General features: G+C 35.5%; 13 protein-coding genes. 11 read left to right on the top strand and 2 right to left on the bottom strand.

The window, feature by feature from the left end; translation table 11 throughout:
- The first annotated feature begins 166 nt into the window (after positions 1-166).
- The 11 genes from wecB to hypD all read left to right on the top strand — a co-directional run bounded on the left by wecB (position 167) and on the right by hypD (position 11,627).
- Positions 167-1,273, top strand: coding sequence for a non-hydrolyzing UDP-N-acetylglucosamine 2-epimerase (gene wecB, locus ACVWNY_RS10510; RefSeq protein WP_454071335.1), 1,107 nt, complete (start codon positions 167-169; stop codon positions 1,271-1,273).
- A 35-nt stretch (positions 1,274-1,308) separates the two neighbouring features.
- The gene (locus ACVWNY_RS10505) at positions 1,309-2,244 is read left to right on the top strand and encodes an LCP family glycopolymer transferase (protein ID WP_454071334.1); all 936 of its coding nucleotides are present in this window, start codon (positions 1,309-1,311) and stop codon (positions 2,242-2,244) included.
- Between the two features lie 285 nt (positions 2,245-2,529).
- Positions 2,530-2,670 (top strand): hypothetical protein, encoded by a 141-nt coding sequence (locus ACVWNY_RS10500; protein ID WP_454071333.1) that lies wholly within the window; start codon positions 2,530-2,532, stop codon positions 2,668-2,670.
- A 178-nt stretch (positions 2,671-2,848) separates the two neighbouring features.
- Positions 2,849-3,580 carry an alpha/beta hydrolase gene (locus ACVWNY_RS10495; protein ID WP_454071332.1) on the top strand — a complete coding sequence of 244 codons (732 nt, stop codon included), beginning with the start codon at positions 2,849-2,851 and terminating at the stop codon, positions 3,578-3,580.
- A gap of 197 nt (positions 3,581-3,777) precedes the next feature.
- A complete protein-coding gene (locus tag ACVWNY_RS10490) occupies positions 3,778-5,214 on the top strand; it encodes a cryptochrome/photolyase family protein (protein WP_454071331.1) in 1,437 nt (478 codons plus the stop codon).
- Positions 5,204-5,584, top strand: a complete 381-nt coding sequence (locus ACVWNY_RS10485) for a DUF1722 domain-containing protein (protein WP_218326288.1) — start codon at positions 5,204-5,206, stop codon at positions 5,582-5,584. Before ACVWNY_RS10490 ends, ACVWNY_RS10485 begins: the two co-directional genes overlap by 11 nt.
- A 302-nt stretch (positions 5,585-5,886) precedes the next feature.
- Positions 5,887-6,585 carry a gamma-glutamyl-gamma-aminobutyrate hydrolase family protein gene (locus ACVWNY_RS10480; RefSeq protein ID WP_218326287.1) on the top strand — a complete coding sequence of 233 codons (699 nt, stop codon included), beginning with the start codon at positions 5,887-5,889 and terminating at the stop codon, positions 6,583-6,585.
- A 294-nt stretch (positions 6,586-6,879) separates the two neighbouring features.
- Entirely contained in the window at positions 6,880-7,434 is a 555-nt protein-coding gene (locus ACVWNY_RS10475; RefSeq protein ID WP_218326285.1) for a helix-turn-helix domain-containing protein, read from the top strand.
- Between the two features lie 169 nt (positions 7,435-7,603).
- Positions 7,604-8,404 carry a pyrroline-5-carboxylate reductase gene (gene proC / locus ACVWNY_RS10470; protein ID WP_218326284.1) on the top strand — a complete coding sequence of 267 codons (801 nt, stop codon included), beginning with the start codon at positions 7,604-7,606 and terminating at the stop codon, positions 8,402-8,404.
- 18 nt (positions 8,405-8,422) lie between these two features.
- Positions 8,423-9,202, top strand: coding sequence for a 4Fe-4S cluster-binding domain-containing protein (locus tag ACVWNY_RS10465; protein WP_218326282.1), 780 nt, complete (start codon positions 8,423-8,425; stop codon positions 9,200-9,202).
- 22 nt (positions 9,203-9,224) lie between these two features.
- Positions 9,225-11,627, top strand: coding sequence for a trans-4-hydroxy-L-proline dehydratase (gene hypD, locus ACVWNY_RS10460; protein WP_218326280.1), 2,403 nt, complete (start codon positions 9,225-9,227; stop codon positions 11,625-11,627).
- Between the two features lie 39 nt (positions 11,628-11,666).
- On the opposite strand, the gene ACVWNY_RS10455 is transcribed toward hypD, so the two are convergent.
- Positions 11,667-12,437 carry an ABC transporter permease gene (locus tag ACVWNY_RS10455; RefSeq protein WP_218326279.1) on the bottom strand — a complete coding sequence of 257 codons (771 nt, stop codon included), beginning with the start codon at positions 12,435-12,437 and terminating at the stop codon, positions 11,667-11,669.
- Positions 12,430-13,347 (bottom strand): ABC transporter ATP-binding protein, encoded by a 918-nt coding sequence (locus ACVWNY_RS10450; RefSeq protein WP_218326277.1) that lies wholly within the window; start codon positions 13,345-13,347, stop codon positions 12,430-12,432. The genes ACVWNY_RS10455 and ACVWNY_RS10450 overlap by 8 nt, the downstream gene beginning before the upstream one ends.
- Between the last annotated feature and the right edge of the window lie 118 nt (positions 13,348-13,465).

The raw sequence follows: 13,465 nt of genomic DNA, 5'->3' as shown, positions 1-13,465 counted from the left end.
TAGATTTTTTCATTGTCCGTTATAACAAAAGAATGGTTTATGAATCAGTAGATTTAAGATTGTTTATTTTATGTAGAAAATGAGGGGTTTTGAAGGAGAGTGGCGGATTTCTCCTTCAAGACCTTTTGTTATAAATTGTGAATTTTTTAATAAAAGGGAGATACATATGTCGATAAAAGTAATGTCGATTTTTGGTACTAGACCGGAAGCAATCAAGATGGCACCAGTAATAAAAACTTTAGAGAGGGATCTACGTTTTCAATCAAGAGTTGTCGTTTCAGGTCAACATCGTGACATGCTGGATCAGGTATTGAATTTCTTTAAAATAACTCCAGACTTTGACTTGAATATTATGAAAAAAAAGCAAAGTTTAAGCGAAATGACAACTCATATTATTGATAAATTGACGCCCGTACTAGAAGCGAATATGCCGGATGTTGTTTTGGTTCATGGTGATACGACAACGACTTTAGCAGCAGCTTTAACAGCTTATTATCTAAAAATTCCGATTGGACATGTTGAATCAGGGTTACGTACTTGGAATAAATACTCTCCATTTCCAGAGGAAGTGAATCGTCAATTAGTTGATGCTTTGTCGGATATTTGTTTTGCTCCAACAAAGGAGAGTGCCGTTAATTTGATTAAAGAAAACCATCGACAAGAGCAAGTATTTGTTACTGGAAATACAGCGATTGATGCAATGACATATACGATAGATAAAAAATATACTCACCCCAATTTATCAAACGAGAGAAAGAAAAGACTTTTAGTCACGATGCATCGAAGAGAAAATTTAGGACAGCCAATGATAGAAGTATTTAAAGCATTGGCGCAGATAGCAAAAGAAAAAGATGATGTAGAAATTATTTTTCCGATGCACAAAAATCCGCTTGTTCGTGAACTGGCTGAAAAAGAACTTGGAAATTTAAAAAACATACAATTAATCGAACCGCTTGATTTATTTGATTTCCATAATTTTGCACAACATTCAGATTTAATTTTGACTGATTCTGGTGGTGTTCAAGAAGAAGCGCCCTCACTGGGGATTCCAGTTCTTGTATTACGTGATACAACAGAGCGTCCAGAAGGAATAAAAGCGGGTACTTTAAAACTTGTTGGTACAAATCAAGCAACAGTCTATCAGGAAACGATGAAGTTATTAGAAGATCCGATAGCTTATCAGAAGATGTCTGAGGCAACTAATCCCTATGGTGATGGTCATGCGAGTGAACGGATAGCTGATATATTAGCACAGTCTTTTAATGATTTTTGAAAGAAGACATGCTAGATGGATAATGGAGTGAGTATATGAGAAATAAGGGAAGAAGACCAAGTGGAAAGCTGAAAAGAACCTTAATTTTACTAGTAAGTATTTTATTAGTTTTGGTTGGCTTGATTACTGCTACAGCAGCAAAAGTGCTTTATGATGTAAAAGGAGTCACTGATGAAGTATATGAGCCAGCAAAAAAAACTCAACCTCTTGATGAAGTTAGCTTAAATCAGAAAAAATCATTTAGCGTATTATTATTAGGTGTTGACACAGGTGCTTTAGGTCGAACAGAACGAGGACGTTCTGATACGTTAATGGTAGCAACCGTTAATCCAAATACGAAAAAAACCGTAATAGTAAGCATTCCTCGAGATACTTATACAGAGATTGTTGGACATGATACGATGGATAAAGTTAATCACGCTTATGCTTTTGGTGGTGTTGATATGGCTGCGGATACTGTTGCTCAATTATTAGCTATACCAATCAATTACTATGTTGTTATCAACATGAAGGGGATCGAGACTTTAGTTGATTCAGTTGGGGGAATTGAAGTAAATAATCCATTTGCTTTTACCTATGAAGAAACTGAATTTCCGTCTGGTTCACAGTATTTAAATGGGAATAAGGCATTAAAATACGTTCGGATGCGCTATGATGATCCAGAAGGAGATTATGGCCGTCAAGGAAGACAGCGAGAAGTAATAGCTGGAATTTTGAAACAAATGGTTAGTATTAAATCGTTAAGAAATTATCATAGTATTTTAAATAGTCTAGGAGATAATTTACAAACAGATATTACCTTTAATGATATCGAATTATTATTTAGAAACTATCGTGAAGCGTTTAATCAAGTGGATTCAGAACAAGCAATGGGTGAAGGTTTTATGCTAGATGAAATTTCTTACCAAAGTATTCCATTGGACGAACTTATTAGAATTCAAACGTTATTAAAAGAACAATTAGCCAATTAAAATTAGTGTAATAAAATGTAGATTCCATTTTAGTGAGGTATTAGATTACAAAAATACTTTGTTAAAATGGTTTTTTTATACGGTTTGATTTACGACATTTACCATTAGAAAGTTTTAGATATGTCCAGAGAAAATGCACAAGAATATTTAATTTCAACTAGAGAGTTGTGCTGGTAGATTTGATCCATTATGTGGGCCTACAGTCCTCAGATAGGGACTTCTGATGATATAAATGTTGTTGAACGTTTGTAAAACGAAACCTCTTTAATTTATCCGCTAGTAGCTATGAGTTTTTATGTTTCAACGGTACCAAATCATCAAGTTGGTCGAATAACTAGTTTGAAAATTAAAGAAATCATCGCTCAACAAGGAAATTTTTATGATGAATTAAATTTAGGCGGTCATTTTTTTATGGGCGAGAGTTAAAAAATACTGGCTTGGGTTTACTAAAATCTGCAGGTGATTGCTTCAGTAGTCAGTGGATATTTACAATCGAAAATAAGAAATAGTAAAATTTGTTGAGTTGCTTTGCCTTTTCATTTAACGTCTAAAAAAATTGTTCTTTTTCCTGTCTTCTTCTACAATGAACAGCAGGAGGGACGAAATGAAACGATTAAAAAGATGGCAAAAGATAGCATTAGGTGTAATTATTACTCTGGCTCTACTAGTATCCGGTGGGTTAATTTATCTAAATTCACTGACCTATCCGCCAGCAGAAAATGCAGTGAGTGCAGCAAAAGTTAGCCAAAACGATGCGGGTTATTTATTATTTGAGGCACCAGAAGAAAGTCAGACAAATTTAATCTTTTATCCAGGTGCGTTAGTAGATGCTGAAAGCTATAGTGTGTGGGCAAAAGAGGTCGTAGCAGCTGGTTACAATGTTTATATTGTAAAAATGCCGTTGGATTTAGCCGTTTTAGGCGGCAATAAAGCTGAGGAAATTATCGAACAAAAGCCACAGCAAAAATATATCTTAGCTGGACACTCTTTAGGCGGTGTGATGGCCAGTCGGTTTGCAGCTGAACATGCTAATCAAGTTGCTGGCATGATTTTTCTAGCTAGTTATCCTGATGAAAAAGGCAGTCTTAAACAAACTGAGCTGCCAGTCTTATCGATTACAGCTAGTAATGATAAGGTGTTAAATTGGGACAGCTATGATGCTGCAAAAAAATATTTACCAAAAAATGCTGCTTATACTACGATTGAAGGTGGAAACCACGGTGGATTTGGTAGCTATGGTAAGCAAAAAGGTGACGGTAAAGCCGAAATCACCAATGATGCGCAACAACAAGAAGTTAGTCAAAAAATAGTTGATTGGTTGAAAGAAATTAATTAAAATAAATCCAAAATTAAGTTGAAAAGCACGTTGTAGATACCTGTTGCAACAAGTTTTTTTCAACTTTTTTATTAACAGATTTGTCTAAAGATTGAAAGCTTTTTACCTTGTTGAATAAGTTGCAAACATATCCAATGCATCACTTTTAATAGTGTGATACCTTGAAATGAATCAACTGGGAATAGTGAGGTAAGAAGATGAAAACAGTTATGTGGTTTCGCAGAGATTTACGAATTCAAGATAATAAAGCGTTATATTATGCTTGTGAAAATTTAGGTTCAGATGATTTAGTCTTATTATTTCAAGCAAATCCAAATCAATTTATCCAAAATAGCCCCAATCATCAAGCGTTTTTTTCAAGTGTTCAGCATTTTAAGGAAACAATTGATCAACAAGCCCATTTACAAATTCAATATGGTGAACCGCTGGAGTTATTTGAACGGCTGAAAAACGAGTTGAAGGATTGGAATAAGATTTATTTCAATGAAGATACTAGCGGCTATGGCGCGGTTCGTGATCAAGAGGCAATTAAATTCTTTCATGAAAATGAAATCGAAAGTTACGCATATCAAGATGCTTATCTTCATGGGGCCAAAGAAATCAAAAAAGATGATGGCGACTACTATAAAGTCTTTACGCCTTATTATAAAAAATGGTTGGAAATGATCAAAGAGACACCTTTGAAAGTAGCTTACGACGCGAAAGCCGTCTATAAAAAAGTCTTGTTTTCAAAAGACGAAGAAAAATTCAAAAAAATGATTGAAAAGATTCCTGAACAACAAATTTCCTTTGGTGAAGAAGCTGCTGAAGAACGTCTTACAAAGTTTATTCAAGCTGATTTAGAAGAATATCAGCAAGCTAGAGATATTCCTAGCTTAGACCAGACTAGTCATTTGTCACGTTTTTTACGGACAGGAGAAATTTCGATGCGAACTGCTTGGGAAAAGGTTCAAAAGGTTAATAAATCTCAAAGCAGGACAACCTTTCAAAAAGAACTTTGTTGGCGGGACTTTTACAATATGATTTACACTTCTTTTCCAAAACAAAAAGATGAACCGATTCAAGCGAAGTTTAAATTTGTGGAATGGGAAAATGACCAAGAAAAATTTGAACGTTGGCAAACGGGAAAAACTGGTTATCCAATTGTGGATGCTGCGATGCGGCAACTAAAGGAAACTGGTTGGATGCATAATCGGTTGCGGATGATCGTGGCCTCCTTTTTGACTAAAGATTTGTTAATCGATTGGCGCTGGGGAGAAAAATACTTTCAACAGATGTTGATTGATTACGATCCTGCCAGTAACATCGGAGGTTGGCAGTGGGCAGCATCTACCGGAACAGATGCAGTACCATACTTTAGAATTTTTAACCCCACCACACAAGCTGAAAAATTTGATAAACATGGGGATTTTATTCGAGAATATCTACCAGAATTGGCAGATTTACCGGATAAATATATTCATCAACCAGAAAAAATGACTATTGAACAGCAAGAAGAATACGGGGTCATACTTGATGACACTTATCCTAAACCAATCGTTAACCATAAAGAACGTCGCAAAAAAGCTTTAGCAACTTATGAATCCAGTAAAGAATATGCCCAAGAAACTTTTGGTGAGTCAGATGGAAAATGATTTATTAAAAGATTTTCAACAGTCCTGGGCCAAACATAAATATTGGGTGATGGCACGGAATCAGAATGCTTATAACGAGATTCGTTTATTAGCTAAAAATAATCAATGGGATGCAATGAAACAAGCACAATATCAAAAGCTATTAACTGAATTGGAAACAGTAGAACCGACTGAAAAAACTTTACGAGTGGCTTATCAACATATTTGGGGCTATTTCAAAAAGCAAGCTACTAGTGAAGAAAAAGAAAAGTATGCCTTATTGACAGAAAACATAACCCCAGATAGTCATGACTTAGATCATTTCTTTCAACATTTAATAACGAAATATCAACAACCCTATTTATTACAAATGCGTTGGATAAAAGATTGAGAAATAGGTTGTAACCGACTCAATAACTTTATTTTAAATATAAAGAACTGATATGCGAAATCTTCTCCAGCAAATCAGCTCTTTTATTTTTATGAAATAAATTAAAATTTTTTATATTTTTAAGTTAGTTATGAGTCATTTTCTCACTGTTGCTACATCTAGCTATAAAAAAGGTTTAATTTCTAGATGATATACTAAATCTATTGCGGCTAAAAATGATTTGCGGATTATAAAAAACGTTTGAAGAAATACATACCATTATACGAGGGTATTAACAAAATAAACAACACGGAGGACGAATTATGAAACCAGTAATCGGCGTGATGCCATTATTTGATAATCAGAAAGATAGTATTTGGATGTTGCCAGCTTATTTAGATTTACTAGAAAAGTATGGAGCGATTCCGTTAATTTTACCTTTTACTACAAATCAAGAAAACTTAGATTACTTTTTAGGACAATGTGACGGATTTTTGTTTACTGGTGGTCAAGATGTTTCACCAGAATTATACGGCACATTGCCAAGTGAGCTTTCTGGGGAACCTTGTTTAAAAAGAGATAAGATGGAAATTTATTGTATGCAAAAAGTTATTGCGATGGACAAGCCATTATTAGGTATTTGTCGTGGGATTCAAGTGTTGAATGTTGTCAATGGCGGGACGCTTTATCAAGATATTGCAGCAGAATATTCAACCCAGATTGCCCACGATATGACAGCACCTTATGATCGCGTTCAACACTCAGTTAAACTTTTAAAAGAAGGGCCTCTCTTTCAATTACTAGAAAAAGAAAATCTAGGTGTCAATAGCTATCATCATCAAGCAATTAAAGACTTAGCACCAAATTTAGAAGCGACCGCACTTTCTGCCGATGACTTAATTGAGGCAGTTTATATGCCAGATAAAAAATTTGTTTGGGCAGTTCAATGGCATCCAGAATTTTTTGGAACAGATACAGTGGTAAATGAACGACTATTTAAGGCTTTTATAGCCAAATGCTAAAAAAAACACTTACGATTGGAAGGAAACTTTCGACCGTAAGTGTTTTTTTATTCGCCATATAAGAAGTCTTTATAATTTTCACGATTTTCTTTTGAAAAGTCTGCTAACGAATCCCATTTTGTTGTGGCATAAGAAACTACTTTATATAAGATTGATTTGAAGAATAAACTAATACCTAAAATACTATTATATACACTTTACAAAATAAATATCAATATAACTGAAAGTTAGTACTTTTTAGTTATTAATAATTCGGTATAATATGAATGAATACTGAAGGGAAGGTGTTTACTTTTGGAACTGGGTCAGCAAATCAAGAAATTACGTAAAAATAAAAAAATTACTATTAAGCAAATGGCTGCGTTAACAGGACTTTCAACGGGATTTATCTCTCAATTTGAAAGGGGAATTACTACAATAGATGTGGACCATCTGAATGAAATGGCACAGATACTTGAAACAGATGTAGCTGATTTTTTTAGAAATAATGGCAAAGCAGCCGAAAATTTTGAAGATGAGATTGTTGTACGTGGCTATCAACGACCTTATTTGCAAAATTTGAATCAATCGATTCATTTCAATTTAAGTCAGATTTCTCCTCAAGCAGTGATCCGACCAGAATATATCGAAGTCATGCCGCGCGAAATTAAGGAAAAACCGACTATTTATACTCATGAAGGTGAGGAATTTATTTTTGTTCTGGAAGGAATATTGACTTTTTATTGGGATGATCAAGTTACAAAACTTTATCCCGGTGATTCTGCTCATTATCATGCGGAACATCCCCATAACTGGGCGAATTTGAGTGATTCAGTAGTTCGTTTACTAGTGGTTCACGTTCCAGAATAAATCGAATGAGCAATCATGCTTTTTTTATATCATAAAAATGAAATTGTTGTTGAAAAAATTCATTTGAGTGAATATAATGGAGTTGAAAAAGAAAATATTTTTTTAAATTATTTTGTGAAAAAAGTTCAAAGAAAAAACAGATAATAAAAAACTTGAGGAGTGACGATGCATGGCAAAAACGATTGGATTTTTCGGAACAGGGAATATGGGCAAGGCAATGATTCGTGGTTTGGTGGAAACAAAAAATTATCAACCAGAAAATATTTGGATTTATGATGTTTATCAACCTGCCATGACGGCGCTAAAAGAAGAATTAAATGTTTCAGCAGCGACTGATCCCAAAGAATTAATTCAAAATAGCCAGATGATTATTTTTGCAGTGAAACCTTATGTACTACCTAACCTGTTAACTGAATTAAAACCAACATTATCGAAGGAAAAAATTATTGTCTCAATTGCGGCTGGAGTGACGATTGAAACGATTGAAAATGCACTTTCGACAAGTCATAAAATTATTCGGGCCATGCCGAATACACCTGCATTAGTCGGTGAAGGAATGGCAGCGTTTTGTCGCAATCAACAAATTACCGATGATGAAACTGAATTGGTAGCCGCGGTCTTTAATAGCTTTGGGAAATGCGAAGTAGTGGAAGAAAAATTAATGTCGGCAGTTGTCAGTCTTAGTGGATCAGGTCCAGCTTATGTTTATATCTTTATCGAAGCTTTAGCTGATGCAGCCGTTTTAGAAGGAATGTCTAGAAATCAAGCTTATAAATTTGCTGCTCAAACTGTCTTAGGTAGTGCGCAAATGGTTTTAGAAACTGGGAAACATCCAGGAGAATTGAAAGATATGGTCACTTCACCAGCAGGAACAACAATTGCGGCAGTGAAATCGTTAGAAGATCACCATTTTCGTAGTGCAGTGATGAATGCAGTTCAAGCGGCAGCTATTCGAGATAAAGAAATGTAGTTTGCGGGAGGCAATTTGATGAAAACACCGACAGTTTTTAACATTCAAAAATTTTCTACCCATGATGGTCCTGGTGTACGGACGACGATTTTCTTTAAAGGTTGTCCAATTAGATGTCTCTGGTGTCATAATCCTGAAAGTCAAAATTTTAAGCCAGAAATCATGCTAAATAAAGATGGCAAAGAAGAATTGATTGGTCAAAATTATTCCATTAAAGAATTAGTCAAAAAAATTCAAGCTGATCAAATTTTTTATGATCAATCAGGTGGTGGCGTGACTTTTTCTGGCGGTGAAGTGATGGCCCAACCGCTAGATTATGTGGTGGAGCTGGCCAAAGAATGTCAACGTGTCGGTGTCTCAGTGTTGATTGATACCTGTGGCGTAGCACCAACTGAGCATTATCAAAAGATACTGCCTTATGTAGATGGTTTTTTATATGATTTGAAATTTTTGGATTCTTCATTGCATCAGCAATATACCGGTGTTGACAATCAATTGGTTTTGAAAAACTTATTGTATTTATCCGATCAGGGAGCAGAGATTGATCTGCGTTTAATTTTATTGGATGAAATTAATACTGATAACCAGACAGCTGAAAATATTCTTGCTTGGTTAAAAAAAGAAGCAGTGCGGGTCGCAAAAATTTCTCTGTTGCCTTATCACAATTTTGGACAAGACAAATATCGTCGCTTAAAGCGAGAATGCACGCAACATTTTATTGAGCCAAGTCAAGCAAAATTAGCAGAAATTCAGGCGTTGTATCAAGCTGCTGGGTATCAAGTTTCCATTGGCGGCTAGTCAGTATATAGGAGGAAAAGAAATGCCAGAACTAACTTTAGAACCAACACGCAGAGGAAGCACTGAACGAATCAAACATTTGCGGGAGCGTTCAGAAAAAGAATGCCAGCCGAAAATTTCGATTGAACGAGCTGTATTGTTAACAGAAGCCTATAAAAAATGGGAAGGCAAAGTATCTGCGCCTGTTTTACGGGGCTTAGCTTTTAAGTATATTATGGAAAATCGAACCAATTATATTGAAAAAGGCAGTTTGATTTTAGGTGAAAAAGGTCATGAACCATGGGCTGCACCAACATTTCCTGAATTGTGTTGTCATACGATGGCAGATTTTGAAAATATGAACAATCGTGAAAAAGTCTTCTTCAAAGTGTCTGATGAGGATCGTCGAATTCAAGAAGAAGTGATTATTCCTTATTGGCAAGATAGGGCGATGATGACTCGCATGAATAAATTGTTACCAGAAGAATGGCATTTATTATTTGATGCTGGTTTATATACAGAATTTTTAATGCAACGAGGACCCGGCCATACCGTTGCTGATGGCAAAATGTATCAAAAAGGCTTTGCTGATTTTAAAGCGGAAATTGAAAAAGAAATCGAGCAATTGGATTTCAACAATGATATGGAAGCTTTAAATAAAAGAGAAGAATTAGAAGGCATGAAATTAGTCTGCGAAGCAATGATTATTTTTGGTCATCGTTACGCGGCACAATGTCGCGAATTAGCTGAAAATGAAACGGATTTAAAATGGAAACAAGAATTGTTAGAATTAGCCGAAGTCTGTGATGTAGTCCCAGAACATGCACCGCAAACTTTCCGCCAAGCGCTACAAATGTACTGGTTTGTGCACATTGGTGTGACTGTAGAAATGAATAACTGGGATGCCTATTCTCCTGGGAAGTTAGATCAACATTTAGAACCATTTTATGAAAAAGATCTAGCTGAAGGACGCCTAACGCGGGAAGAAGCCAAAGAATTATTAGAAAACTTCTGGATTCAGTTTAACAATCAACCGGCACCGCCAAAAGTGGGCATTACTTTAAAAGAAAGTGCCACTTATACAGATTTTTGTAACATTAATACTGGTGCTTTACGACCTGACGGGACAAGTGGTGTCAGTGATGTCAGCTATCTGATTTTAGAAGTTATGGATGAAATGAAATTATTGCAGCCGAGTTCTAATATCCAAGTCTCTAAAAAATCACCAGAAAAATTTTTACGGGAAGCCCTAAAAATTTCTCGCCGAGGCTGGGGCCAACCGGCAATTTATAATTCGGAAGCAATTTTAAACGAGTTGGCCTATTTAGGAAAATCAGTGGATGATGCCAGAGAAAGTGGTATTTGCTCTGGTTGCGTGGAAGTTGGCGTCGCCGGTAAAGAAGCCTATGTATTAACCGGCTATTTAAATGTTCCGAAAATTTTTGAGTTAGCAATGCATCGTGGTTATGATCATTACACGAATAAACAAGTGGGTATTGATGTCGGTGATTTTAATGAAATGACTAGTTATGAAGAAGTTTTTAAAGCATTTTATGAAGAATTAAAATATGTGGTGGATATTAAAGTTGCTGGCAATAATTTGATTGAAAGAATGTACATGGAAAATATGCCGGTTCCTTTATTGTCAGTGATGACCGATGATTGTGTTCGAGATGGGAAAGATTATAACTGTGGCGGTGCCCGTTACAATACAAGCTATATTCAATGTGTCGGTATTGCGACTATTACTGATTCTTTGGCAGCTATTAAGCATCATATTTTTGAAGAAAAAACTATGACGATGGAAGAACTAATTACTGCTTGTAACGATGATTTTGTTGGGCATGAAGCTATTTATGAAGCCGTATATAATCAAGCACCGAAATATGGCAACGATGAAGATTATGCTGATGACTTATTAAAAGATGTCGCCGAATCTTTACAAGCGGTGATTGCTGGTCGATCAACACCAAAAGGTTCTAAAACGGTGGTAGAATTTTTACCGACAACTTGCCACGTTTATTTTGGGCAAGTGATGGAAGCTTCACCAAATGGCCGTCACAAAGGAATTCCTTTGCCAGATGGGATTTCTCCAGAAAAAGGTGCCGATTGTAACGGACCAACAGCGGTGATTAAATCTGCGTCTAAAATTGATCAAACCAAAACAGGTGGTGCCTTGTTAAATCAAAAATTCACACCAAGTGTCGTCGCAGGTGAACAAGGAATTAGTCATATGGCAGCACTAGTCAGAAGTTATTTTGCATTAGACGGTCACCATATCCAGTTTAATGTCATTGATCGAGAAGTTTTATTAAAAGCGCAAAAACATCCGAAGGAATATGAAAACTTAATTGTGCGGGTGGCAGGTTATAGTGATTATTTCAACAATTTAGATAAAGCGTTACAAGATGAGATAATCAATCGGACAGAGCAGTCGTTTGGATAACGAAAAAGTCGATGAGTGAAAAATCACCCATCGACTTTTTTAACTTCTTAATCCCCGTCCTCGGTCAATAAAATACCAGCAGACAGAATATAAAACCACAATAAAACCAACTAAAATAATTAAAGAAACTACAATTGAGACATCTTCTACCCCTAGAAACCCATAACGAAAGCCTGAAATCATATAAACAATTGGATTTACTTTAGAAACGGCTTGCCAAAATGGTGGCAACATTGAAATAGCATAAAAGACACCACCAAGATAAGTTAAAGGTTGTAAAACAAAGGTTGGTACAATTGATACATCGTCATAAGATTGTGCAAAAACTCCGTTTAACAATCCTGCTAGTGAAAATAGTGTCGAAGTCATTAATAAAGTAACTATTATAATAATCCAAGAATGTACTTGTAACGGGACAAAAAATAGTGAAACAATCGTCACAAAAGTTCCGACAATCAAGCTTCGACCTAAACCACCAATTACAAAGCCCCACATAATAATATGAGTTGGCACTGGAGCAATCAGCAATTCTTCAATATTTTTTTGGAATTTTTGTGAGAAAAAAGATGAAGAAACGTTGGCATAAGAACTGGTGATGACTGACATCATGATTAAACCAGGAACAATAAATTGCATATAAGAAAATCCCGCCATGTCACCAATTCGTCCACCGATTAAATTGCCAAAAATAATGAAATACAATGAAGTAGTAATCACTGGTGGAACTAAAGTTTGGACCCAAATCCTTAAATAGCGGTTGGTTTCTTTGACAGCCAGACTTTTTAAAGCTGTATAATATAGACTAAACATGTTTATCCTCCGTAATTTTCAAAAACAGTTCTTCCAGACGGTTGGATTTGTTGCGCATGGAAAGAACTTTGATTCCTTGTTCGCTTAACTGATGAAAAATTTCATTGACGCCTTGATCGCGATGGACTTCCACAGCTAATGTTTGTTCATCTTCTAATTCACTTCGATAGCCAGAAATTTCTGGTATTTTGCTAGAAGGTTCTAAATCAAAGATAAAGGTTTCAAATTGTAATTTTGAAAGTAAATTCTTCATACTAGTATTTTCAATTAATTCACCTGATTGAATAATACCAATATGGCGACACAACATTTCGGCTTCTTCTAAATAATGAGTAGTTAAAATAATCGTTGTGCCAGCTTCGTTTAATTCCCGTAAAAAGTGCCACATTTCACGACGTAATTCAATATCGACCCCGGCAGTTGGTTCGTCTAAAATTAATAATTTTGGCTCGTGCATCAAGGCGCGAGCAATCATTAATCGACGCTTCATTCCACCAGAAAGCATCCGTGCTTTTTCATGTCGTTTTTCCCATAAATCCGACTGTTTTAAATATTTCTCGCTGCGTTCCATGGCTTCTTTACGAGGGACACCATAGTAGCCCGCTTGATTAACAACAATTTGTTGGACTGTTTCAAATGGATTGAAATTGAATTCTTGTGGCACTAGTCCGATTTGTTGTTTGGCTCTGACTAAATCACGATCGATATCGTAGTCAAAAACTTTTACAGTACCGCCAGATTTGTTAACTAGTGAAGTAATAATACCTATAGTAGTAGATTTTCCAGCGCCATTTGGTCCTAATAGTGCATAAAAATCGCCTTCTTCAACAGTTAAGTCAATCCCTTTTAAGGCTTCTACACCTGTGGCATAGATTTTTTTAAGATCTTTTATTTCTAGTGCATAAGTCATTTTATCTAAATCTCCTTGTTACAATGTGATTATTCATTCTATCATTAATTTGTTCGTTTACAAACTGCAAAGATTGGTTAAATTCATATATATTTTTTCAATAGAAAGACAAAAAAAG

The sequence above is a fragment of the Enterococcus sp. JNUCC 77 genome (assembly GCF_054819945.1).
This window is presented reverse-complemented; position numbering and strand designations above follow the sequence as displayed.

Bases quoted from the DNA above. Each gene is read 5' to 3' on its own strand.
- wecB (WP_454071335.1), top strand. From the start codon at position 167: ATGTCGATAAAAGTAATGTCGATTTTTGGTACTAGACCGGAAGCAATC.
- ACVWNY_RS10505 (WP_454071334.1), top strand. From the start codon at position 1,309: ATGAGAAATAAGGGAAGAAGACCAAGTGGAAAGCTGAAAAGAACCTTA.
- ACVWNY_RS10500 (WP_454071333.1), top strand. From the start codon at position 2,530: ATGAGTTTTTATGTTTCAACGGTACCAAATCATCAAGTTGGTCGAATA.
- ACVWNY_RS10495 (WP_454071332.1), top strand. From the start codon at position 2,849: ATGAAACGATTAAAAAGATGGCAAAAGATAGCATTAGGTGTAATTATT.
- ACVWNY_RS10490 (WP_454071331.1), top strand. From the start codon at position 3,778: ATGAAAACAGTTATGTGGTTTCGCAGAGATTTACGAATTCAAGATAAT.
- ACVWNY_RS10485 (WP_218326288.1), top strand. From the start codon at position 5,204: ATGGAAAATGATTTATTAAAAGATTTTCAACAGTCCTGGGCCAAACAT.
- ACVWNY_RS10480 (WP_218326287.1), top strand. From the start codon at position 5,887: ATGAAACCAGTAATCGGCGTGATGCCATTATTTGATAATCAGAAAGAT.
- proC (WP_218326284.1), top strand. From the start codon at position 7,604: ATGGCAAAAACGATTGGATTTTTCGGAACAGGGAATATGGGCAAGGCA.
- ACVWNY_RS10465 (WP_218326282.1), top strand. From the start codon at position 8,423: ATGAAAACACCGACAGTTTTTAACATTCAAAAATTTTCTACCCATGAT.
- hypD (WP_218326280.1), top strand. From the start codon at position 9,225: ATGCCAGAACTAACTTTAGAACCAACACGCAGAGGAAGCACTGAACGA.
- ACVWNY_RS10455 (WP_218326279.1), bottom strand. From the start codon at position 12,437: ATGTTTAGTCTATATTATACAGCTTTAAAAAGTCTGGCTGTCAAAGAA.
- ACVWNY_RS10450 (WP_218326277.1), bottom strand. From the start codon at position 13,347: ATGACTTATGCACTAGAAATAAAAGATCTTAAAAAAATCTATGCCACA.